A 23,763-nucleotide genomic window follows, 5' to 3' on the forward strand; every position below is an offset into this window, starting at 1 on the left:
GGTCAGCAAACCGGATAGTGAAAAACCGATGCCCAGGCATCGGTTTTTTTATGGCCGTTGTTCGGCACTCTCGTTTCGCAACGGTGTCCAGCAACCCTTGTTCAGGAACCCTTGTCCAGAAACCCATGCTCAGCAGGATTGTGGTTGCCGGCAGATTGCCGATAAACGGCAGGCATAAAAAAGCGCACCCTGTGGCGCGCTTTTGTCATGGATGTCCGGACTACTCGTCAAAGATACCGAAGTGATCCTTGGCGAAGTTGACCCGCTGCTCCACGTTCATCTTCACCTGGCCCAGCTTCTCGATGGTCTTGAGATTGGGCACCAGACCGCGGCCGTTGGCGATCTGGATGGCAAGGCCCGGGCGAGCGTTGAGCTCCAGCAGCATGGGGCCGCGGAACTTGTCCAGCACCATGTCGGTGCCGATGTAGCCCAGGCCCGACATCTCGTAGCAGGAGGCCGCCAGGGTCAGCAGGGTGTCCCAGTGGGGCACCTTGAGCTCATAGAGATCGAGGCCGGTGTCCGGGTGGTGGCGCAGCGGATTGCCGAACTGCACCGCCCGCAGCGCACGGCCGGTACGCAGGCACAGACCCACCCCCACGGCGCCCTGGTGCAGGTTCGCTTTGCCGTCTGACGCGGCGGTGGAGAGGCGCATCATGGCCATCACCGGGAAGCCCTTGAAGATGATCACCCGGGCATCGGGGACCCCTTCGAACGAGTAGCCGTCGAACACGTCATCGAAGTTGATGAGGCCTTCCACCAGCGCCACGTCGGGTTTACCGCCCAGCGAATAGAGCCCGGCCAGGATGTTGGAGACATGGCGTTCCAGATCCTGCCCGTTGGAGGCGCTGCCGTTGGGCTTGTAGAACAGGCCCTCTTCCTGGCGCAGGATCACCAGGATCCCCTTGCCGCCGGAACCGCGCGCCGGCTTGATGCAGAAGCCCGGCCAATCCTTCACCAGCTCGGTGATGCGGCTCACGTCGTGCTGGGCACGAATGGTACCGATCAGTTCCGGTACCGTGACGCCGGCATCCAGCGCGATGCGCTTGGTCTGCAGCTTGTCATCCACCAGCGGATAGAGGCTGCGCGGATTGTAGCGGCTGATGTAGGAGTGGTTGCGCTTGTTCATGCCGAGGATGCCTGATTGGGACAGGCTCCACGGGGTGGTGTACTTTTCCCAGAACCACATCTGTTACTTGTCCTTACCCGGAGTGGCACCCGATTTGATCTCGTCCACCAGCGGCTTGAAGCGCTTGAGTTCGCTCAGCTTGTAGCCGGTGTAGTTACCCATCAACAGCACGGTCGCCATCAGCACCAGCTGCAGGCCGAGGAAGTTGAAGGTGAGGTGACGGATCAGTTCGTTATCCATGGCCAGATAGGCGATGACGGCCACCAGCAGAGAGCCGCCACCCTGGCGGAACACCTCTTTCGGACCCTCTTCTTCCCACAGGATGGACATCCGCTCGATGGTCCAGGAGAGGATGATCATCGGGAAGAAGGTGATCTTCATGCCGTCGGTCAGCCCCAGCTTGAAGGCAAACGCGGAGAAGATGCCGATCATCGAGATCACCATGATGATGATGGCCGATATTCGGGCGACCAGTAGCAGGTTGAGCCGCGACAGGTAGGAGCGGATCACCAGACCGGTGCCGACGATCAGCAGGAAACCGATGAGACCGGTGACCAGGGAGGTCTGGATGAAGGCGACCGCGATCAGCACCGGCATGAAGGTGCCCGAGGTCTTGATCCCCACCAGTACCCGCAGGAACACCACCATCAGCACGCCGATGGGGATCAGCAGCAAGCCCTTGAACAGGGTCTGCTCTTCCAGCGGCAGGCTGTGGATCGAGAAGTTCATCATCTCCGATTTTTCAAACTTCTGGGCCAGCGCCACGCTGACCGGCTGTTCCTGCTCGATCATCGAGAAGCTGACGCGGGAGTTGTGACCACCGGTCACGTCCAGCAGGGCGCCGGAGTTGTATTCCCACAGCAGCAGGTTGGCAGGACGGCCCTGTTCACCGGTCTGCGGGTTGAACAGCTTGTAGTCGGTCGGGCTGTTGAACACCTGCAGGTAATCCACCAGCTCCTGACGACGGCGGCCATCTTCCAGGCTCAGCGCGTGCACGACCCGGGTCGGCACGTCGGCGTTGTTGAGCAGCTCGGCGATCAGGTTGGCGCGGCTCTTGTGCTTCTTCAGCAGCTCGGCGTTCTGCTCCTGTTTCTCGATCTCCTTGATGATCTCGCGAGTCAGGGTGTAGCCGTCGGCGGATCGCTCCTGGGCACGTTCCAGGATCTGCTTCATGGCGGTGGCGTAGGGCTCGCTCTCGATCTGCTTCTCGATGGCCGGCGGCAGCGGGTTGGCGGCCGGTTTGGCATGGGCATCGGCCATCATGTCGACGCGGTAATAGAGCTCCTGACGGCCGGAGGCGCTGCGGATGGACCACTCGGCGCGGGCATCGCCATCCTTCTCGACGAAGGAGAGGCCGTAGCCCGGACTCGCGGCGTTCTCGTTCATCAGGGTGAAACCGGGCTGGGTGCCCGGAATGGCCAGGGAAGCGATCACCGGCTCGCCGGTGGCCTCGAACTCCAGCTTGGCTTCGATGGACCAGATCTGGCGTTTTTCACCCGGCGTGAGCGGTACGTCCAGCGCGATGTGGTGATAGAACGTCATCCCCAGGCCGACAATGTACAGCAGGGCTACCAGCAAATAGAACGGCTTACGGGAAACCATGGATTATTTCACATCCTTGAGCTTGGGTTTGGGTTGGATATATTCGCGGGCCACATCAACCACGGCGATGTCTTTCAAAAACTCACGGCCGAGCAGCACGGGGAAGGCCATGTCGCTGCGGTCCTTCAGGGTAAACTCGGCCTTCTCGGTCATGTCGCCGATGCGTACCGCAAGGCGTACCACCGGACGGCGGTCGAGATCGTCGGCGGAGGCCTGACGCACCCGCACGTGGCGCACCAGCGGCGCTTCAATCTGGATCTTGTCGTCCATCTCCTGATGGCTCAGGAAGAAGCGCACCCAGTTCTTGCCGTTGCGCTCGAAGATGGTGATGTCCTGGGCGCTGATGGAGGAGGTGGTGGCACCGGTATCGACCCGTGCCTGGAAGGCATCGTTGGCCGCGTCAACCCAGATCCACTCCGCCTCGCCGACCAGCAGCTTGCCGTCGACGGTGTGACCCTGGCTCGGGGCCTGGCACTTCTCGGTCGGGATCGCCATGGGTTTGGGCGGCTCGGGCGGCAGGGATTCGAGCTTGCTGCCGACTTTGTTCACGGACTCTTTCATGTTGTTGACATCAGTGTTGAGCTGAACCAGCAGGTGCTGTTGCTGCACATACTGCTTCTGTTGCTGTTCCATGGATGTTTGCAGGCGCTGCTCGCTCAGATTGATCTCGTTGCGAAGCTCGGCCAGCGTCAAGGTAGGTACCGGGGGCGCTTTCTCCATACTGACACACCCGCCGAGACTGAGCAGGGAGAGCAGGGTCATTCCTTTTAATTTGCTTTTCATGTCATTCATTTAACTGTGCTTCCTGGAATTGGGTCAGTGTAACTTCCACAGCCGCCATCGGCTAGTCTTTGGCCTTTCTGGCAATCAGTACGGCACGTTTCGGTGCCGGGTGTCCTTCTACCGTGAGTGCGGGATTGGTTGGATCCAGATAATCACTCAGGGATTCATTAATCATCCAGTCGGTACGACGCTGTTCGTCGGTGCTGGTCATATTCTCGTCGACAATCCGCACATCGGTAAATCCGCAGCGCTCGACCCACAGCTTGAGGGCTGCGCTGGAGGGGATGAACCAGACGTTGCGCATCTTGCCGTAGCGATCGGTGGGCACCAGCACGTCGTTGACGCCGCCGTCGATCACCAGCGTCTCCAGCACCAGCTCGCCGTCGTCTTTCAACTGGTTGCGCAGCTGTTCGATGTGCTCGATGGGAGACTTGCGGTGATAGAGCACCCCCATGGAGAAGACGGTGTCAAACGCCCGCAGCTCCGGCAGCTCCTGAATGCCGAGCGGCAGCAGGTGGGCGCGCTGGTCGTTGCCGGCGAAGTGGCGAATGGCCTCGAACTGGCAGAGGAACAGCGGGCTCGGATCTATGCCGACCGCCAGCTTGGCCCCTTCGCCCACCATGCGCCAGAGGTGGTAACCGCTGCCGCAGCCCACGTCCAGCACGTAGCGGCCGGCAAGCGGGCTGATGTGGGGCAGGACCCGATCCCACTTCCAGTCAGAGCGCCATTCGGTGTCGATGTGGATGCCGTGCACCGTGAACGGCCCCTTGCGCCAGGGCATGAAGTGGCGCAACAGGCTCTCGACCTTCTTGCGCTCCCCTTCGCCGAGGCTCTCGGCCGAGCCGATTTCGACCCGGCTGTGCAGCTCGATGTGGCCGGGGGCCACCTGCGGCAGCTTGTTGAGGGCGCGGTTCCAGCGCGGCAGATCGCCGTGCTGGTTGTCGTGCTGCCAGGCGTGCAACTGGGCGGGCAGGGTATGCAGCCAGTGGCTCAGCCGATTCTTGGCGATCAGCTGGTAGAAGTTGGCAAAGTCGATCATGGCTGGGCAGGCTCGCTCGATTTGATGGCAATCATGGAGCCGAAGTTGAAGCACTGGAACCAGAGATCCTGATGGGCGAAGCCGGCCTCCCGCAGGCGGGCCTGATGGACCGGCAGGCTGTCGGTGCGCATCACGTTCTCAAGGGCGGTGCGCTTCTGGCTGATCTCCAGCTCGCTGTAACCATTGGCGCGCTTGAAGTCGAGGTGCAGGTCGATGAGCAGCTCGTTGACCGGCGCATCCTCGAAGCGGAACTTTTCGCTCAGGATCAGGATCCCGCCCGGGCGCAGCCCATCAAAGATGCGCTGGAGCAGGGCGGCCCGCTTCTCGGGTTCGACGAACTGCAGGGTGAAGTTGAGCACCACCACTGAGGCGTTCTCGATGGCGATGTCGCAGATGTCCGCCTCCACCAGCTCCACCGGTACCTCGGACTTGAAGCCGGAGAGGTGGGCGCGGGCGCGCTCGATCATGGGGTGGGAGAGATCCACCGCCGTGATGTGGCAGCCGGGCTGGGTGACGTGGCGACGCATCGCCTGGGTGGCGGCGCCGAGCGAGCAGCCGAGGTCGTAGAGCCGGCTCTGGGGCTGGGCGTAGCGGGCGGCCATCATGCCGATGGCGGAGATGATGTTGCTGTAACCCGGCACCGAGCGCTGGATCATGTCGGGGAAGACATCGACGACCTGTTCGTCAAAGCAAAAATCCCCCAATCGAGCGATAGGGGCGGCAAAAATCTGATCTTTGGTATGCATGCTGGCGCAACCTGACAGCCGGTGCGCGAACCGACTGTTTTGTTCAATTGAATCGTTGGGTGACACCGGTCCGGGCCGGGTCGTCACCGGTTCACGAACGGGGTGGCGGGCCTTGAGATCCATCGGGCCGGTTCCGTTCGCAATGGACCATCATCCTGGTCCTTTCTGAGGGCGGCACCATCTGCGGCAACGAGTTGCAGCGCACTGGCGTCAGGGCCCTGTTTATGGCGCCGGATACCAGCCTGCATCGGATTGTGCTGGGCTGGCGGTCCGGGTCCTTACTTGGGGCGCTAGTGTAGAGGAAAGGTCGGCGTTTGTCTTGACGCCAAGCCCCGTCCAGCCACAAAAAAACGGCTTTTTTTCGCGGCGGGGAAGACGGGGTGAGGCGGCTGACTAAAAGGGCAGCACGCCCTGCTGCGCGCGATCGTTTTCCCCCGGCCAGGGGGCCATCTCTTCCCCCAGCAGGCGGGCAACCTGACGGGCCAGCTCGGGCGACTGGGCGTTGTCGGCCGTATGTATAAAGAGGTAGAGATCTTTGCCCTCCGTCAGCCACTGGCGCCAGTGGGGGAGCCAGCCTGGCAGGAAGGGGTGGTTGGCGGCCGGATCCGGCAGGCCGATGAGCCGCACCACGGGGGCATTGGCGGTGGCCAGCAGGTGCACCGGCAGCCTCGGCTTCTTGCCCTGGGCATCGATCATGGCTGGCGTGGTGGCTGGCACCGAGAACAGCGGCCGGCTGTCGAGCATGATGCGGTTGATGCCCTTCTCCATCAGCAGCCGGTTCAACTGCCGCTCCGCCTCGCCCTTGGCGAAGAAATCGGGGTGGCGCACCTCGAGGGCATAGCGAAACGCCGGCGGCAGCCGTTCGAAAAAGGCCGCCAGACGGGGCAGTCCCTGTGGGCCGAAGCGAGCGGGCAGCTGCAGCTTGAGCAGTCCCAGCTTGTCGTGCAAGGGCTCCAGCAGGCGGATGAAGTCGCTCACTTGCTTGTCGGCGCTCACCAGATCGCTCTGGTGGCTGATGGTTTGCGGAAACTTGAAGCTGAAACGAAAGTGGGCAGGCACCGCATCGGCCCAGCGCCGGACCGTGTCGGGGGTCGGCGAGGCGTAGAAGGTGGTATTGCCTTCCACCGTGTTGAATACCCGGGCATAGTGGGCGAGGTGCTCGGCGGGCTTGGCGCCCACGCCCAGCAAGTGACCTGGCCAGGCCGGGTGAGACCATTGTGGCAGGCCCAAAAAGAGGCTCATGAGGGATCCTGTCTGCGGGTTTATCTCGTTTTCCCCCCCTTTTTTGCCCCGGGATGTAAAAAACAGGGCAAAGGAGGCTGCTGGCCATTTTACCCAAATGGGGGTTTTCCTCTATAATGCCAGCCCTTTTGTTTGCCAATTTGTTGTGACTCACGCCGCTGTACGCATATTGTGACGACGGCAGCGGCCATGATGCGGCCAAACAACAATCGCTTGCCGATGCCCTCCGCCCGACACCCCGGCCGCTTGCCAGCCGCCTCTGGTCGAGCCGATATCGGCGGCAGGTGTCCGATCCCGGCGGTCGGACGGTACGAGACAGATTTCAAACCGGGCAAGAACAGGATCTGGCCAGCTGTGAGACAGACGGTGCTTGCCAGTCGTGCCCGGCGACCCAGGTTAACCGTCTCTCTACAAATTCGAAGGAAGAAGTCCATGCGCTCTATCTATTGCGGACAGGTCAATGAGGCCCATGCAGGGCAGACCATTACATTGTGCGGTTGGGTCCATCGTCGTCGCGATCTGGGCGGCCTCATCTTTATCGACATGCGCGACCGGGAAGGGATCGTGCAGGTGTTCTTCGATCCGGACAAACCGGACGCCTTTGCCCTGGCCTCCGAACTGCGCGGCGAATTCTGCATTCAGGTCTCCGGCGTGGTGCGCACCCGTCCCGACTCCCAGCGCAACAGCGACATGGCCACCGGTGCCATCGAGGTGTTTGCCCACGAGCTGACCATCATCAACCGTGCCGAGCCGCTGCCGCTGGACTTCAACCAGGTCAACAGCGAAGAGGTGAGCCTCAAGTATCGCTACCTGGACCTGCGTCGCCCCGAGATGGCCAAGTACCTGAAGACCCGTGCCAAGGCCAGTGCCTTCGTGCGCCGCTTCATGGACGAGCACGGCTTCCTCGACATCGAGACCCCGATGCTGACCAAGGCCACCCCGGAAGGGGCCCGTGACTACCTGGTGCCGAGCCGCGTGCACAAGGGCAAGTTCTACGCCCTGCCGCAATCCCCGCAGCTGTTCAAGCAGTTGCTGATGATGTCCGGCTTCGACCGCTACTACCAGATCGTCAAGTGCTTCCGCGACGAAGACCTGCGTGCCGACCGCCAGCCGGAATTCACCCAGATCGACGTGGAGACCTCCTTCATGACCGCGCCGCAGGTGCGTGAAATCATGGAAGAGATGATCCGCAAACTGTGGCTGCACATCCTGAACGTGGATCTGGGCGACTTCCCGATCATGACCTTCGACGAAGCCATGCGTCGCTACGGCTCCGACAAGCCGGACCTGCGTCTGCCGATGGAGCTGGTCGATGTGGCAGACCTCTTGACCGCGGTCGAGTTCGCCGTGTTCGCCGGCCCCGCCAACGATCCGAAAGGCCGCGTGGCTGCCCTGAAAGTACCGGGCGGCGCCGAGCTCTCTCGCAAGCAGATCGACGAGTACACCAAGTTCGTCGGCATCTATGGTGCCAAGGGCCTGGCCTGGATGAAGGTCAACGAAGCGGCCAACGGCATCGAAGGCGTGCAGTCCCCGGTGGCCAAGTTCCTCTCCGACGCCATCGTGCGCGAGATCCTGGCCCGCACCGGCGCAGCCGACGGCGACATCATCTTCTTCGGTGCCGACTCCAAGAAGGTGGTGTGCGATGCCATGGGCGCCCTGCGCCTGAAAGTGGGCCGCGATCTGGGCCTGCTGGAGAACAGCTGGAAGCCGTTGTGGGTCATCGACTTCCCGATGTTCGAAGAAGATGGCGAAGGCGGTCTGGCTGCCATGCATCACCCGTTCACCGCGCCGAGCGGCCTGAGCCCGGAGCAGCTGAAAGCCAACCCGGTAGGCGCTTACGCCAACGCCTACGACATGGTGATCAACGGCTACGAGGTGGGTGGCGGTTCTGTCCGTATCCATAACAGCGAGATGCAGGCCACCGTGTTCGACATCCTGGGTATTACCCCGGCCGAGCAGCGCCTGAAGTTCGGCTTCCTGCTGGACGCCCTGAAGTACGGTACCCCGCCGCATGCCGGCTTGGCCTTCGGCCTGGACCGTCTGAGCATGCTGCTGACCGGTACCGAAAACATCCGGGACGTGATTGCCTTCCCGAAAACCACGGCGGCCGCCTGTCTGATGACGGACGCCCCCAGCTTTGCCAACGCCGCCCAACTGGGCGAGCTGGCGATTGCGACCACCGTCAAGGGTGATGAATAAGCCGTTACCGGCAGCAAAGGCCGCAGCAATGCGGCCTTTCCCTTGCATTAGTCATGACCAGTGTTACTGAAATTCAAAAATAACGGAGAGTCCCTATGGCAGGTCACAGTAAATGGGCCAACATCAAACACCGCAAGGCTGCGCAAGACGCCAAGCGCGGCAAGATCTTCACCAAGCTGATCCGCGAAATCACCACCTCCGCGCGTCTGGGTGATGCCGATCCTGCCAACAACCCGCGCCTGCGTGCGGCGGTGGCGGCTGCCCTGACCGGCAACATGACCCGCGACACCATCAACCGTGCCATCCAGCGTGGCGCCGGTGGTGGCGATGGCGAACAGCTCGAGACCATCGTGTACGAAGGTTACGGCCCGGCCGGCTCTGCCGTGATGGTTGAGTGCCTGACCGACAACCGCAACCGTACCGTTGCCGAAGTGCGTCACGCCTTCAGCAAGTGCGGTGGCAACCTGGGCACCGATGGCTCTGTTGCCTATCTGTTCAGCAAGAAAGGGCTGCTGACCTTCGTGGGCGTCGATGAAGATGCCCTGATGGATGCCGCCCTGGAAGCCGGTGCCGACGACGTGGTGACCGAAGAGGATGGCTCCATCGAGGTGTATACCACCCCGAACGATTTCGGCACCGTGCTCGATGGTCTGGAAGCCGCCGGCTTCAAGCCCCAGAGCGCCGAAGTGACCATGATCCCGTCCACCGAAGCCGAGCTGGATGCCGAGACCGCACCCAAGCTGATGCGCCTCATCGATATGCTGGAAGATCTGGACGACGTGCAGGAGGTGTACCACAACGGTTCCATCTCCGACGAAGTCGCCGCGACCCTGTAACCCGGTTCGTGAACACTCAGGGGGCGACGCTCTGTTCGCCCCCGCTAAAACGGCAGCCTCGGCTGCCGTTTTTCTTGTGATGGCCTGGCGCCTGAAGGCCGTGCCGGCCATGGCATTGCCCGCCTTAATTTTCCCTTAAGTTTGGCTTCTTAAGCTGCCTGCCGTGTCCGGGCCTCGCTGCCCCTTGCCGCCATCACCTCGGGAGGAGGGATCGGCAAGCGAGACTGCAACAAGAGGTGCCCTCTGTGGCCCCTGTCCTGCCTGGTTTGTCGGAGTATCGTTATGCGCATCACCCTGGGTGTGATGAAGGTGAATCTGTTGCTGGTGCTGTTGTTTGCACTGGTATTCAACTGGCCCATTTTCCTGCACTTTTACACCATTCTCACCAAGCTGGAACACGTCAAGACGGGCTTCGCCCTCTCGATCCCCTTCGTGCTGCTGGCCGCGCTTAACGCGGTGTTCCTGCCCTTTACCTTTCGCTATCTGCTCAAGCCCTTCTTCGTGCTGCTGATCCTGATGGGATCCGTGGTCAGCTACGCCATGCTGAAATACGGCGTCATCTTCGACGTGAGCATGGTGCAGAACATCGTCGAAACCAACACGGGGGAGGCGACCTCCTACTTCAATGCCTCCATCCTGCTCTGGTTCGTGCTGACCGGCCTGCTGCCGGCGCTGGCCCTGCTGTGGGTGAAGATAGAGTATCCCCGTCCCTGGTATAAGGGGCTGGGCCTGCGGCTCGGCTCCATCGCCCTGTCCCTGCTGTTTCTGGTGGGGGTGGCGGCGCTCTATTACCAGGATTACGCCTCGGTCGGGCGCAACAACAAGTCCCTCGGCAAGGAGATAGTGCCCGCCAACTATGTGCACGGCCTCTATCGCTACGCCACCGACATCCTGTTTGCCACCCCGATCCCGTATCAGCAGTTGGGCACCGATGCCAGGGTGGTGGGGCAGGGCGGCAAGCCGACCCTGATGTTCCTGGTGGTGGGGGAGACGGCGCGCAGCCAGAACTACTCCCTCAACGGTTACGGCAAGGCCACCAACAGCTTTACCGCGCGGGAATCGGGCATGGTCTCGTTTCGCAACGTGCGCTCCTGCGGTACCGCCACCGCGGTCTCGGTGCCCTGCATGTTCTCCAATCTGACGCGGCGCGGCTATGACGACACCTTGGCCCAGTCCCGCGACGGCATGCTGGATGTGCTGCAGCACGCCGGCGTCTCCGTGCTCTGGAAGGAGAACGACGGCGGCTGCAAGGGGGTGTGCAAGAACGTGCCCACCATCGAGATCGAGACCAAGGATTTTCCCCAGTACTGCCAGAAGGGTTCCTGCTACGACGAGGTGATGCTGGAGGGGCTGGATCGGCAGATCGCGCAGATGAAGGGCAACAAGCTGGTGGCCTTCCACCTGATGGGCAGCCACGGCCCGACCTACTATCGCCGCTATCCCGCCAGTGAGCGGACCTTCGTGCCGGACTGCCCGCGCAGCGACATCGAAAACTGCACCAATGAAGAGCTGGTCAACACCTATGACAACACCATCCGTTACACCGACAAGGTGGTGGCCCGTCTCATCGACAAGCTCAAGACGCTGGAGCAGGATTACAACGTGGGGCTGGTCTATCTGTCGGATCACGGCGAATCTCTGGGCGCCATGGGGCTCTACCTGCACGGCACCCCCTACAAGTTCGCCCCGGACGATCAGACCCGGGTGCCGCTGATGACCTGGTTCTCACCTCAGTTGCAGGCCGATCGTCAGCTGGATATGACCTGTCTGCAGCAGGAGGCGGCCAGCAAGCGCTTCTCCCACGACAATCTGTTCCACTCCATGCTCGGCATCATGGATGTGCAGACTCAGGTGTATGACGGGGCGCTGGATCTGTTCAAACCGTGCCGGGCGGGGTGAGTCACCGCGTCCGATTACGCCGCTACGCGGCTAATCGAACCTACGCTCGAAGAATCTATCAATAAAAACGGCAGCCACTGGCTGCCGTTGTTGTTTCTCAAGGCCTCGGCCTTACTTCTGCTCCATGATGATCTGCAGCAGGTCCCCTTCCAGCAGGGCCCGCTTCACCAGCGCGAAACCGCCGACGGTGGGCTGATTCTGGAAGCGTGCCTTCACGATGGGCAGGCCGCGATGGAAGCTTGGCAGCGACTGGTGCTCCACGCAGCGGCGGATGGCCGGGAACAGGATCTCTTCGGCGGCGGTGATTTCGCCCGCGATCAGCACCTTCTGCGGGTTGAACAGGTTGACCGTGATGGCCACCGCCCGCCCCAGATGCTCACCCACGTTCTCGATCACGCTGCGGGCCAGCTCATCACCGGCCATGGCCGCCTTGCACACCTCCTGGATGGTGATGTGCTTCTCTTGCAGCGAGCTCAGGTGGCCGCGGCTGATGAGCTCCTTCACCTTGTCGACGATGGCCTCGTTGGAGGCGATGGTCTCCAGGCAGCCGAAGTTGCCGCAATGGCAGCGCTTGCCGAGCGGTTCGACCTGGATGTGGCCGATTTCGCCGACGTTGCGGTTCTGACCGAGGAACACCTTGCCCTTGGTGATGATGCCCGAGCCCGCCCCCTGGTGGACGCTCACCAGGATGGAGTCCATGCAGTCGCGGGACTCGCCGAAGAAGTGTTCGGCCAGTGCCAGCGAGCGGGTGTCGTTGCCCACGTAGCAGGGCAGGTTGAAGTGGTTTTCCAACAACTTGGCCAGCGCCAGATTGCGGATCTGGTACTTGGGGGTGTAGATGACCATGCCGGATTCCGGATTGACCAGACCCGGCATGGTCAGCGCGATGCTGATGAGGTTGCGGCTGCGATCCTGCTGGGAGTCGATGAAGGCACCGATCTCCCGCAGCAGCATGTCGACCACCGGCTGTTGTTCGATCTCGGTCACCTGGGTGATGTGCTGATCGAGCTCCTTGCCGTCGAGGTCATACAGGGCGAGCTGCAGGTAGCCGCGGCCGAGCTTGGCGGACACAAACTGGAAGCGATGCTTGATGGTGGTCAGGGAGATGGCGCGCCGTCCGCCGGTGGAGGCTTGCGGCGAGGTCTCCTTGATCAGGCCATGCTCGATCAGTTGCCGGGTTATCTTGGTCACGCTGGCCGGGGCCAGCTGACTCAACTCGGCAATTTTGACCCGCGAGATGGGCCCCTGCAGGTCGATGAGCCGATACACGGCTGCACTGTTGACCTGCTTGATAAGATCTACGTTTGCTATTTGTCCGCCAGTCATAGTGTCACTGTGTTGTGTAGTGTCCGTTAACCACGGTCCCGCAGACCGTGAAGGCCTGATCAAAGACAGTCAGGTTGGCTATTTTTCCGACCTGGATACTACCGAGACGTGAGTCCCATCCAATGGCGCGAGCAGGGTAAAGGGTGGCCATTCTCAGTGCTTCATCGAGCGGTAATCCGACCTGTTTGACCAGATTCTCCACCCCCTCAATCATGGTGAGGGCAGAGCCGCCGAGTGTACCATTCTCGTCGACGCACTGACCATCGCGGAAATAGACGGTTGCGCCACAAAAATCAAATTTCTCAAAGCCTTCCGGTGCCCCTGCCGGTGCGGTCGCGTCGGTGACCAGCACCAGTCGCTCTCCCAGCATCTTGTGTGCAAGGCGCACGTTGGCCCAGTGCACGTGATGACCGTCGACGATGACGCCGGCGTAGACATCCTTGCGATCGTAGATGGCACCGACCACGCCCGGCTCGCGACCGTTCACGGTCGGGGTCATGGCGTTGTAGAGGTGGGTGGCAAAGCGGATGCCGTTGTCGAACCCGGCCATGGCCTGGTCATAGTTGGCCGCGGTATGGCCCGCGGAGACCAGAATGCCGGCCTCCACCAGCCGGCGGATGTGCTCCGGCTTGTTGCGCTCTGGCGCCAGGGTGATCTTGGCGATGGCATCTGCGTTGGCGCAGAAGAAGTCGATCATCTCGTCGGCGGGCTGGCGGATCTGCTCGGCCGGGTGGATCCCCTTGCGCTTGAGGTTGGTGTAGGGCCCTTCCAGATGGACGCCCAGTACCTCGTTGGGGTGCGCCGCCATGTAGTCGCGGGTGACGGCGACGGCCTGTTTCATGTCTGCATCCGGACTGGTGATCAGGGTCGGCAGGAAGCTGGTGGTACCGGATTTCAGGTTGGCGGCCTGCATGGTCGCCAGGGTCTGGGTGGTGATGTGGCCGTTGAACATGACGCCGCCACAGCCGTTGAGCTGGACGTCGATGAAACCGGCGCTCAGGTTGGCACCCTTGAGCTCAAGGCGTTCGATGCCGGCCGGCAGTTCGGCCAGGCGGGAGATGGCGACAATCTTGTCGCCCTCGATGACCACCCCGTAACCGGTCAGCACGCAGCTGCCGGTGTAGAGGGTGCAGTTGGTCAATGCGTACATGGTGAGACTCCTTACAGACGGCCGATGTTGGCGGCTTCGAGCTGCTGGAAGTAACGCACTGTCTTGACCTTGAGCTCCATGGTGGAGGGCTCGTCACACACCATCATTCCCTTCGGATGCAGTTGCAGGGTGGAGATGGTCCACATGTGGTTGACGCTGCCTTCCACCGCGGCCTGCAGGGCCTGGGCCTTGCCGTGACCGGTGACCAGGATCATGATCTCTTCCGCATCCATCAGGGTGCCAACACCCACGGTCAGCGCCAGCTTGGGCACCTGCTCCATGTCGCCGCCAAAGAAGCGGGAGTTGGCGATGCGGGTGTCTTCGGTCAGGGTCTTGACCCGGGTGCGGGAGGAGAGGGAGGAGGCCGGTTCGTTGAACGCGATGTGGCCGTCGTTGCCGACACCGCCCATGAACAGGTGGATCTTGCCGTAGGACTTGATCTTCTCTTCGTAGCGCTTGCACTCGGCCACCAGATCCGGCGCGTTGCCGTTGAGGATGTTGATGTTCTCTGGGCGAATGTCGATGTGGCTGAAGAAGTTGTTGTGCATGAAGCTGTGGTAGCTCTCCGGGTGGTCTTCCGGCAGGCCGACGTACTCGTCCATGTTGAAGGTGACCACGTTCTGGAAGCTCACTTCACCGGCTTTATGCAGTTCAATCAGGCGCTTGTAAGTGTTGAGCGGGGTGCCGCCAGTGGGCAGGCCCAGTACGAAGGGGCGCTCGGCAGTGGGTTTGAACCCATTGATACGGTCAACGATGTAACGGGCAGACCACAGGCCCACTTGGCTGGCAGATTTCAACGGGATCAGGCGCATTGTAGATACCTCTGTACGGGTTGCTGCCGGGATGTCGGCGGCAAATAGACTGGGACGGATTCAAGTTGTTTTATAGCGTAAATAAAGATTGCGAACTAAGCCACATCTATCCGCCACCTTTATCTCGTTTGGGTGATAATGATCACGATTACAGGTTTATTAATTTGCGCAGCGAAATAAAAGCCCTAGACTGCCAATCAAGCCTTGATGGCTTATGCGTCAAACGTGATAAGCACTTAATTTCTAGAAAAACATTAACTAAGGAGAGGAACCGTGAACATTCTCGGTTATTTGCAAAAGATCGGCCGTGCCCTGATGGTGCCGGTAGCGGTATTGCCTGCCGCCGCGATCCTGATGGGGGTTGGCTACTGGATTGACCCGAATGGTTGGGGTGGTGACAGCGCGCTGGCCGCCTTCCTGATCAAGGCGGGTTCAGCACTGATCGACAACATGTCCACGCTGTTTGCGGTCGGTGTTGCCTATGGTATGTCCAAAGACAAAGACGGTTCTGCCGCGCTGGCCGGTCTGGTCGGTTTCCTGGTGGTGACCACTCTGCTGAGCCCCGGTTCTGTGGCGATGATTAAAGGCATCCCTGTAGAGCAGGTTCCGGCAGCCTTTGCCAAAATCAACAACCAGTTCGTCGGTATCCTGTGTGGTGTCATCGCCGCCGAGCTCTACAACCGCTTCAGCAGCGTAGAACTGCACAAGGCGCTGGCTTTCTTCTCCGGCCGCCGTCTGGTGCCGATCGTAACCTCCGTGGTGATGATCGTCGTCTCCTTCATCCTGATGGCCGTTTGGCCGGTCATTTACGGTGGTCTGGTGAGCTTTGGTGAATCCATCGTCAGCCTGGGCTCCACCGGCGCCGGTATCTACGCCTTCTTCAACCGCCTGCTGATCCCGATTGGTCTGCACCACGCCCTGAACTCCGTGTTCTGGTTCAACGTGGCCGGTATCAACGACATCCCGAACTTCCTGGGTGGTCAGGCTACCATCGATGCCGCTCTGGCTGCAGGCAAGAGCCTGGATCAGGTGAAAGGCGTGGTAGGCATGTACCAAGCTGGCTTCTTCCCGATCATGATGTTCGGTCTGCCGGGTGCCGCACTGGCCATCTACCACTCCGCCAAGAAAGAGAACAAGGACAAAGTTGCATCCATCATGATCGCAGCTGCCTTTGCCTCCTTCTTCACCGGGGTGACCGAGCCGCTCGAGTTCTCCTTCATGTTCGTGGCACCGGTGCTGTACGTCATTCACGCTTTCCTGACCGGTGTTTCCGTGTTCATCGCAGCCTCCATGCACTGGATGGCCGGCTTTGGCTTCAGTGCCGGTCTGGTGGATATGGTGCTCTCCAGCCGCAACCCGCTGGCGACCAACTGGTACATGCTGATCCCGCAAGGTCTGGTGTTCTTCGGTCTCTACTACGTGGTATTCCGCGCTGTCATTGCCAAACTGGGTCTGAAAACCCCGGGTCGTGAAGATGACGAAGCGGTACCGGCACAGGCTCAGACCACCGACCGTACCGAACTGGCACGTCAGTATCTGGAAGTGCTGGGCGGTCAGGAGAACCTGGTGACCATCGATGCCTGCATCACCCGTCTGCGTCTGACCCTGAAAGACCGCAGCATCGTTGACGAGCGCAAGCTCAAAGCCCTGGGCGCGGCCGGTGTGGTCAAGCTCGGTGAGCAGAACCTGCAGGTGATTCTGGGCCCATTGGCCGAAATCATCGCCGGTGAGATGAAGGCCCTGCGTTAATCGGGCGCCAAGCTCGCCTCAAGTCTAAGTCCATTGTTGACATAACTAAGGGCCCCGCCTCGGGGCCCCATATAAAAAAAGCCAAGAAAATCCAACCTTTACTTCAAATGAGAGCAGCAGTTATGAACTTGAAACATTCTCTGTTAGCCATTGCCATGTCTACCGTTTTCGTCAGCCAGGTACAGGCAGCCGATGCCGCCAAGCAAGCCGTGGTCGATTCCCTCGCCAGCAACCTCGTCGTCAAGTACGAAGTCGTCACCAACGACGGTGCCGGCGCCGGCCTCGACTGCCAGGCACTGGGCTCCGAGTGGGCGAGCTGCGGCGTTGCCAAGCTGCACCTGACCAATACCGGTGCTGACGTTACCTCCAAAGACTGGAGCATCTATGTCTCCTCCATCCGTCGCATCCAGCGGGTGGACAACGACCAGTTCACCATCACCCACCTGACCGGCGACCTTTATCGTTTGACGCCGACCGAGAAGTTCCAGGGCTTTGCCAAGGATGCCACGGTCGAAGTGCCGCTGGTGGTTGAGTACTGGGTATTGTTCGAATCTGACATCATGCCGAACTGGTATGTCGCCAGCGAAGGGGCCGAGCCGAAAGTGCTGGCCAGCATGAGCAACATCGACGATGCCACCACTTACGAGAAGCCGATGCCGGCCGACGGCTGGAAGCGCACCAAGGATGACAACAACATCCTGATGAACAGCGAAACCCGTTTCGCCGCCAACCAGACCAGCACCTTGCTGCCGGCTGGCAAGGTCGACAACCAGATCCTGCCGACCCCGATGAAGCAGGTGGTCAAGGCCGGCCCGCAGGTCGACTTCTCCACTATCAAGCTCAATGCCCTGGACCTGCCGAGCGATCGCGCCGAAGCCCTGAAGGCTCAACTGACCAAGCTGGGTGTTACCCTCTCCGACACCGGCTACCCAGTGACCATCAAGCTCGGCAGCAAGCTCAAGCAGGCCGAAGGCTACGACATGACTATCGGCCAGAAAGGCACTGTGGTGCAGGGTCACGACATCGAAGGCGCCTTCTGGGGTGCCCAGTCCCTGATCTCCCTCCTGGGGGTCAACGACAAGCTGGTCAGCCAGATGCATGTCGAGGATGCGCCGCGCTTTGAATACCGTGGCATGCAGACCGACGTGGCCCGTCACTTCAGAAGCCCTGAGACTCTGAAGAAGCTGGTTGACCAGATGTCCGCCATGAAGCTCAACGTGCTGCACCTGGGGCTGACCAACGATGAAGGTTGGCGTCTGGAGATCCCGGGTCTGCCGGAGCTGACCGACGTCGGCAGCCAGCGTTGTCACGACGAGTCCGAAACCAAGTGCCTGATGCCGCAGCTGGGCTCCGGCCCGACCAGCGACAACCAGGGTTCCGGTTTCTACAGCAAGGCCGACTACATCGACCTGGTACGCTATGCCAAGGCCCGCGGCGTGACCGTGATCCCCGAGATCAACATGCCGGCCCACGCCCGTGCTGCCGTGGTCTCCATGGAAGCGCGTTACAAGCGCCTGATGGCTGAAGGTAAAGAGACCGAAGCCAACCAGTTCCGTCTGACCGACCCGGCCGATACCTCCAACGTCACTTCGGTGCAGTTCTACGACAAGATGTCCTTCATCAACCCCTGCCAGCCGGGCGCCGCTACCTTCGTGGCCAAGGTGATGGACGAAGTGGCCCAGATGCATCAGGCCGCCGGCCAGCCGCTGACCGCCTGGCACTACGGTGGTGACGAGGCGAAGAACATCATGCAGGGCGGTGGTTACCAGGATCCGGCCGTCACCAAGAAAGAAGAGCTGGTCGCCTGGAAGGGCAACGTCGACTCCAGCAAGCAGGACAAGCCGTTCGGCAAGTCCCCGATGTGCCAGAAGATGATCGACGATGGCAAGATCAAGGACGTGGCCGAGCTGCCGGTCTACTTCGCCAAGGAAGTGAGCGAAATGGTCAAGGGCCACGGCTTCTCCACCCTGCAGGCGTGGGAAGATGGTCTGAAGTACGCCAAGGATGCCAGCGTGTTCGCCACCGACAAGACCCGGGTCAACTTCTGGGAGACCCTCTACTGGGGTGGCTTCAACGAGGCGATGAAGTGGGCGCACAAGGGCTATGACGTGGTGCTCTCCAACCCGGATTACCTCTACTTCGACTTCCCGAACGAGGTACACCCGGCCGAGCGCGGCTACTACTGGGCAACCCGCTTCAACGACACCCGCAAGGTGTTCGCCTTCGCCCCGGAAAACCTGCCGCAGAACGCCGAGACTTCGGTTGACCGCGACGGCAACGCCTTCGTGGCCAAGGGTGACCAGGACCCGGTCAAGTTCAAGGGGATCTCCGGTCAGCAGTGGAGTGAAACCGTGCGTACCGACGCGCAATACGAGTACATGGTCTACCCGCGTATCTTCTCCATGGCCGAGCGTGCCTGGCACAAGGGCGGCTTCGAGCTCGACTACGTGAAGAACCGCGAGTTCTCCGGCACCACCAAGTTCGTCAACAAGACGACCCTGAACAAGGAGTGGAACCAGTTCGCCAACGTACTGGGTCAGCGCGTGCTGCCGAAACTGGACCAGGCCGGGGTGGAATATCGCCTCTCCGTACCGGGCGCCAAAGTGGTGAACGGCGTGCTGGAAGCGAACGTGGATCTGCCGGGTCTGCCCATCCAGTACAGCCTGGATGGCAAGAGCTGGAGCGCCTACGACGCTGCCGCCAAGCCGACCGTGGATGGCAAGGTCTGGCTGCGTACCACCAGCTTCGATGGCAAGCGCACCAGCCGCGTCACCGAGCTGAACTGATAGTCCTCAATCCATAACGCAAGGTGGGTCGCAAGACCCGCCTTTCCCAAGGGCGATGGCCATCGGGCTTGGGAAAGGTTGACTGTGCGTGTGAGCCTTTGTTGTGTGTGTGTATTGTCTGTTTTTGTTTTTCATCACCTTGAACCCCGCCTCGTGCGGGGTCTTTTTTTCGTCAGTCAGTCAAACCGGCCATCAGTGCAGGGCGTTTTGCTGCGCCAGTACCCCGAAACGGGCAAATTCAGGTTGAGACAGGGCGCGTAATGAGGGATCATATCCGGCTTGACGGCGGGGGGATGAGGGTGCCAGCCGGCACAACTTCCGCCAGTGACGCATTTTTGAGGTGAGCCATGAGTCAGGCGAACAGCCCAACTAACTTTATTCGTCAGATCATTGATGAAGATCTGGCCAGCGGTAAGCACAGCAGCGTGCATACCCGTTTTCCGCCCGAGCCGAACGGTTATCTCCATATCGGTCACGCCAAGTCCATCTGCCTGAACTTCGGCATCGCCCGCGACTACCAGGGCCAGTGCAACCTGCGCTTTGACGACACCAACCCGGTGAAGGAAGATATCGAGTACGTTGAGTCCATCAAGCAGGACGTGCAGTGGCTCGGCTTCCAGTGGAACGGCGAGATCTGCTACTCCTCCGACTATTTCGACAAGCTGCACGGCTATGCCATCGAGCTGATCGAGAAGGGCCTGGCCTACGTGGACGAGCTCTCTGCCGAGCAGATGCGCGAATACCGTGGCACCCTGACCGCGCCGGGCAAGAACAGCCTGTTCCGCGATCGTTCGGTGGCCGAGAACCTGGCCCTGTTCGAGAAGATGAAGAACGGCGAGTTTGCCGAAGGCGCCGCCTGCCTGCGCGCCAAGATCGACATGGCATCTCCCTTCATGGTGATGCGCGATCCCGTCATCTATCGCATCAAGTTTGCCCACCACCACCAGACCGGTGACAAGTGGTGCATCTACCCGATGTATGACTTCACTCATTGCATCTCGGACGCCCTGGAAGGGATCACCCACTCCATCTGTACGCTGGAGTTCCAGGACAACCGTCGCCTGTACGACTGGGTGCTGGACAACATCACCATCGACTGCCACCCCCGTCAGTACGAGTTCTCCCGACTGAACCTCGAATACACCGTCATGTCCAAGCGCAAGCTGAACCTGCTGGTGACCGAGAAGCACGTGGACGGTTGGGACGATCCGCGCATGCTGACCGTCTCCGGTCTGCGTCGTCGCGGTTATACCCCGGCCTCCATCCGCGAGTTCTGCAAGCGCATCGGCGTGACCAAGCAGGACAACATCGTCGAGATGAGCATGCTGGAAGCCTGCATCCGCGAAGATCTCAACGAGAATGCGCCGCGTGCCATGGCTGTGCTGCACCCGGTCAAGGTGGTCATCGAGAACCTGGCCGCCGATGAAGTGCTGACCGCCCCGGCCCACCCTAACAACGCCGAGATGGGCACCCGCGAGCTGAACTTCACCCGCGAGATCTTCATCGATGAAGCGGACTTCAAAGAAGAAGCCAACAAGCAGTTCAAGCGACTGGTGCTGGGCAAGGAAGTGCGCCTGCGCAACGCCTATGTCATCAAGGCCGAGCGGGTCGAGAAGGATGCGGATGGCAAGGTCACCTGCGTCTACTGCTCTTACGATCCCGAGACCCTGGGCAAGGATCCGGCCGATGGTCGCAAGGTGAAAGGGGTGATCCACTGGGTCAGCGCCACTCACTCCCTGCCGGCCGAAGTGCGCCTCTACGACCGTCTGTTCAAGGTGCCGAACCCGGGCGCCGAAGAGGACTTCGAAGCGGCGCTGAACCCGGACTCCCTGGTGATCATCGAGGGGGCCCGTGTCGAGGCCTCCCTGAAGAACGCCAAGCCGGAGCAGGCTTACCAGTTCGAGCGTGAAGGTTACTTCTGCGTCGACAACAAGCTCTCCAGCCCAGAGCATCTGGTGTTCAACCGCACTGTGGCCCTGCGCGACGTGTGGGGCAAGGCCGAGGCCTGATAACAGCAGAGGGCAGGGGAGACCCTGCTCTTGCTTGATCACGACCTCGGAGCAAGGCCGTAAACGGGTTCTAAATGACGGACACAAAAAAGCCAGCGTGATGCTGGCTTTTTTATTGTCTCTGTCGGGCGGGTCAATCTTCGTGCTTGCACTCGCCGGCGGCGCAGTGGCCGTACAGATAGAGGCTGTGATTGGTCAGCCGGATGTTGTGCTGCTGGGCGATATCGCGCTGGCGCTGCTCGATCACCTCATCGGAGAACTCGATCACCTTGCCGCAGTCGAGGCAGACCAGGTGGTCGTGGTGTTCCTGGGTGGCCAGTTCGAACACCGACTTGCCCCCTTCGAAGTGGTGACGGGTAACAATACCGGCATCATCAAACTGGTTGAGAACGCGATATACGGTAGCGAGACCAATCTCTTCACCCTGGTCGATCAGTCGTTTGTACAGATCTTCCGCACTGGTGTGCTGGCAGTCCGGCTGTTGCAGGATTTCCAGGATTTTGACACGGGGCAAGGTGATCTTGAGCCCGGCCTTTTTTAACGCTTGGTTGTTGTCTGCCATATTCTATTTATTCGCATTCTCGAAGGTGTGGTTATTCTGATTGACTGCCGCTGGAATGGCAACCACGAACTCGCTTGGCCTGTCATTATAGGTCGTAGCTCACCTAAAAATAAACCCAGTAATTCAAGGGCTTTAGCGCAGATGGCGCCATCCGGTGGAATTGGACGGATTCTCGTGACGGCTTGCTCGTTTGGTGAATGTTGATAAAATGTAACCCTCTTCACTGTCTGGTCGGATGAGATCCATGGATTGGCTTTTTGACAATGCGGCCTGGGTGCGCCGCGCCCTCAACGCCTGGCCCCCCTTCTGGGGCGCCGGCATCAAGATAGAGACATTGAGCGATGATTTTCGCTTCTGCCGGGTCACCCTCAAGTCCCGCTGGTGGAACAAGAACGCCAACCGCACCCAGTTTGGTGGCAGCATGTTTGCGATGACCGATCCCATCTATCCGCTGATGCTGATGGGCTATTTCAAGAACCGCTATTATGTCTGGGACAAGGCGGGCAGCATCAACTACATCAAGCCGGGCAAGGGCAAGCTGGTGGCCGAATTCAACCTGACCGACGGCAAGCTGGCCGCCATCGTGGCGGCGACCGACGGGGGAGACAAGCACTTCCCCGAGTTCGAGGTGACGGTGCAGGATCAAAGCGGCGAGCTGGTGGCCCAGGTCAAGCGCACCCTCTATGTGCGGGCCAAACCGGAGCACCGGAGTGGCGAAAGAGGCTGAGCCAGAAAACAACAAGGGCCCCGCGGGGCCCTTGTTGTCAGAGAGGCTGGCGAGCCTGGATCACTCCAGCTCGGCCAGGCACATCTCTTCGTGCAGCTGCTTGCACCAGCCCTTGACGCGCTCGGCGGTCAGCTCCGGCTGGCGATCTTCGTCGATGCCCAGACCCACGAAGTGCTTGTCGTCCACCAGTGCCTTGGAGGCTTCGAATTCGTAGCCGGCGGTTGGCCAGTTGCCGATGACGATGGCGCCTTTGGCTTCGACGATGTCACGCAGGGTGCCCATGGCGTCGAGGAAGTACTCGGCATAGTCTTCCTGATCGCCGCATCCGAAGATGGCGACCAGCTTGTTGGTGAAGTCGATTTCTTCCAGCTCGGGGAAGAAGTCGTCCCAGTCGGCCTGGGCTTCGCCATAGTACCAAGTCGGGATACCGAACATCAGCAGATCGAAGCTGTCGATGTCGGCCTTGCTGCTCTTGGCAATGTCACGGACTTCAATCAGTTGTTTGCCCAGTTCTTTCTGGATCATCTTGGCGACAGCTTCGGTATTACCGGTATCGCTGCCGAAAAACAGACCTACACTAGCCATAGTGTTTAGTTACCCGTATCTGGTGTTAATGCTTAACGGTCAGATTGTGATGCCTGCAGCATGTGCAGACTCAATCTGTTGCTTCAGGATAGATTGGATCAGCTCGGCTCGGCTGACGTTCTGTTGTAACGCAAGTTGGTTCAGGCGTTCCAGCAACTCGGCCTCCACCTTTAACTCTACCCGCTTCAAACCGTTCTCCCGATCGCGCTTGAGCTGGTTGCGCTTGTTGATCTTGAGCTGGGTCTCGCGGGGGAGTGGGTTGGTCTTTGGCCTGCCGGGGCGCTTCTCATTTGCGAACAGATCCAGTGTTGTTCGATCAGTTTGCTGTTTGGCCATACATCACAGATGAAAATAAGTTAGCCGATGCCTGAGCCTTCCCAGCCCAGTTCGATCAGCCCCTTGGCGACAAAACCTGCACAACCCAGGAAGAGTACCAACCAGACGATGAGTCGGCCGAAACGGGGCACGTTGCCGCGTTTGAGCACGTCCTGAATGGCCAGGCCAATCAATACGAAAATGGCCACAAAGAATAACTTCAGGCCCAGACTCTCGATCAGGTCGATATGTTCACTTAGCATGGATTGC

At 60.4% G+C, this 23,763-nt stretch carries 20 protein-coding genes; 7 read left to right on the top strand and 13 right to left on the bottom strand.

Annotation, left to right across the window (positions count from 1 at the left end; all coding sequences use genetic code 11):
* Positions 1–220 precede the first annotated feature (220 nt).
* The 6 genes from R2E40_RS07455 to R2E40_RS07480 form a co-directional block, all read right to left on the bottom strand.
* Entirely contained in the window at positions 221–1,186 is a 966-nt protein-coding gene (locus tag R2E40_RS07455; protein ID WP_011705412.1) for an alpha-L-glutamate ligase-like protein, read from the bottom strand.
* Positions 1,187–1,189: 3 nt separating this feature from the next.
* Positions 1,190–2,728: an inactive transglutaminase family protein gene (locus tag R2E40_RS07460; protein ID WP_011705413.1), complete on the bottom strand. Its 1,539-nt coding sequence runs from the start codon at positions 2,726–2,728 to the stop codon at positions 1,190–1,192.
* Between the two features lie 3 nt (positions 2,729–2,731).
* Positions 2,732–3,490: an ATP-dependent zinc protease gene (locus R2E40_RS07465; RefSeq protein WP_016350202.1), complete on the bottom strand. Its 759-nt coding sequence runs from the start codon at positions 3,488–3,490 to the stop codon at positions 2,732–2,734.
* 82 nt (positions 3,491–3,572) lie between these two features.
* On the bottom strand, positions 3,573–4,550 hold the full coding sequence (cmoB, locus tag R2E40_RS07470) for a tRNA 5-methoxyuridine(34)/uridine 5-oxyacetic acid(34) synthase CmoB (protein ID WP_041216623.1): 978 nt from the start codon (positions 4,548–4,550) through the stop codon (positions 3,573–3,575).
* Positions 4,547–5,296, bottom strand: coding sequence for a carboxy-S-adenosyl-L-methionine synthase CmoA (gene cmoA, locus R2E40_RS07475; protein WP_318165131.1), 750 nt, complete (start codon positions 5,294–5,296; stop codon positions 4,547–4,549). The genes cmoB and cmoA overlap by 4 nt, the downstream gene beginning before the upstream one ends.
* A 393-nt stretch (positions 5,297–5,689) precedes the next feature.
* Positions 5,690–6,538, bottom strand: a complete 849-nt coding sequence (locus tag R2E40_RS07480; protein ID WP_318165132.1) for a DUF72 domain-containing protein — start codon at positions 6,536–6,538, stop codon at positions 5,690–5,692.
* A gap of 432 nt (positions 6,539–6,970) precedes the next feature.
* Here R2E40_RS07480 and aspS point away from each other — a divergent pair, with 432 nt between their 5' ends.
* From aspS to R2E40_RS07495, 3 genes are all read left to right on the top strand, one after another.
* Positions 6,971–8,737: an aspartate--tRNA ligase gene (aspS, locus tag R2E40_RS07485; protein ID WP_016350206.1), complete on the top strand. Its 1,767-nt coding sequence runs from the start codon at positions 6,971–6,973 to the stop codon at positions 8,735–8,737.
* 95 nt (positions 8,738–8,832) lie between these two features.
* Positions 8,833–9,573: a YebC/PmpR family DNA-binding transcriptional regulator gene (locus R2E40_RS07490; RefSeq protein WP_011705419.1), complete on the top strand. Its 741-nt coding sequence runs from the start codon at positions 8,833–8,835 to the stop codon at positions 9,571–9,573.
* A 282-nt stretch (positions 9,574–9,855) separates the two neighbouring features.
* Complete coding sequence (locus R2E40_RS07495; protein ID WP_318165133.1) at positions 9,856–11,472, top strand: phosphoethanolamine--lipid A transferase; 1,617 nt, start codon at positions 9,856–9,858, stop codon at positions 11,470–11,472.
* A gap of 111 nt (positions 11,473–11,583) precedes the next feature.
* On the opposite strand, the gene nagC is transcribed toward R2E40_RS07495, so the two are convergent.
* From nagC to nagB, 3 genes are read right to left on the bottom strand one after another with little or no spacing between them, the layout of a single operon-like run.
* Positions 11,584–12,798, bottom strand: a complete 1,215-nt coding sequence (nagC, locus tag R2E40_RS07500) for a DNA-binding transcriptional regulator NagC (RefSeq protein WP_016350209.1) — start codon at positions 12,796–12,798, stop codon at positions 11,584–11,586.
* Positions 12,799–12,802: 4 nt separating this feature from the next.
* Positions 12,803–13,948, bottom strand: a complete 1,146-nt coding sequence (nagA, locus tag R2E40_RS07505; protein ID WP_318165134.1) for an N-acetylglucosamine-6-phosphate deacetylase — start codon at positions 13,946–13,948, stop codon at positions 12,803–12,805.
* Positions 13,949–13,959: 11 nt separating this feature from the next.
* A complete protein-coding gene (gene nagB, locus R2E40_RS07510) occupies positions 13,960–14,760 on the bottom strand; it encodes a glucosamine-6-phosphate deaminase (RefSeq protein ID WP_016350211.1) in 801 nt (266 codons plus the stop codon).
* Between the two features lie 273 nt (positions 14,761–15,033).
* On the opposite strand from nagB, the gene nagE reads away from it, so the two are divergent.
* The 3 genes from nagE (at position 15,034) to glnS (ending at position 21,304) form a co-directional block, all read left to right on the top strand.
* Positions 15,034–16,509: an N-acetylglucosamine-specific PTS transporter subunit IIBC gene (gene nagE / locus R2E40_RS07515; protein ID WP_139705351.1), complete on the top strand. Its 1,476-nt coding sequence runs from the start codon at positions 15,034–15,036 to the stop codon at positions 16,507–16,509.
* A gap of 122 nt (positions 16,510–16,631) precedes the next feature.
* Entirely contained in the window at positions 16,632–19,295 is a 2,664-nt protein-coding gene (locus R2E40_RS07520; protein ID WP_318165135.1) for a beta-N-acetylhexosaminidase, read from the top strand.
* A 347-nt stretch (positions 19,296–19,642) separates the two neighbouring features.
* Entirely contained in the window at positions 19,643–21,304 is a 1,662-nt protein-coding gene (gene glnS / locus R2E40_RS07525; RefSeq protein WP_318165136.1) for a glutamine--tRNA ligase, read from the top strand.
* 133 nt (positions 21,305–21,437) lie between these two features.
* On the opposite strand, the gene fur is transcribed toward glnS, so the two are convergent.
* On the bottom strand, positions 21,438–21,866 hold the full coding sequence (fur, locus tag R2E40_RS07530; RefSeq protein WP_011705427.1) for a ferric iron uptake transcriptional regulator: 429 nt from the start codon (positions 21,864–21,866) through the stop codon (positions 21,438–21,440).
* Positions 21,867–22,110: 244 nt separating this feature from the next.
* Between fur and R2E40_RS07535 the strand changes: the two genes are divergently transcribed.
* Complete coding sequence (locus R2E40_RS07535) at positions 22,111–22,593, top strand: DUF4442 domain-containing protein (protein WP_024943809.1); 483 nt, start codon at positions 22,111–22,113, stop codon at positions 22,591–22,593.
* Positions 22,594–22,653: 60 nt separating this feature from the next.
* On the opposite strand, the gene fldA is transcribed toward R2E40_RS07535, so the two are convergent.
* Genes fldA through R2E40_RS07550 form a run of 3 tightly spaced genes read right to left on the bottom strand, consistent with a single transcriptional unit; the run spans position 22,654 to position 23,756 of the window.
* Complete coding sequence (fldA, locus tag R2E40_RS07540; protein ID WP_011705429.1) at positions 22,654–23,178, bottom strand: flavodoxin FldA; 525 nt, start codon at positions 23,176–23,178, stop codon at positions 22,654–22,656.
* A 39-nt stretch (positions 23,179–23,217) separates the two neighbouring features.
* Complete coding sequence (gene ybfE, locus R2E40_RS07545; RefSeq protein WP_011705430.1) at positions 23,218–23,514, bottom strand: LexA regulated protein; 297 nt, start codon at positions 23,512–23,514, stop codon at positions 23,218–23,220.
* Between the two features lie 20 nt (positions 23,515–23,534).
* A complete protein-coding gene (locus R2E40_RS07550; RefSeq protein ID WP_011705431.1) occupies positions 23,535–23,756 on the bottom strand; it encodes a DUF2788 domain-containing protein in 222 nt (73 codons plus the stop codon).
* Positions 23,757–23,763: the final 7 nt, after the last annotated feature.

The sequence above is a fragment of the Aeromonas sp. CD genome (assembly GCF_033349375.1).
In the GTDB taxonomy this organism is placed as follows: Bacteria; Pseudomonadota; Gammaproteobacteria; order Enterobacterales; family Aeromonadaceae; genus Aeromonas; species Aeromonas hydrophila.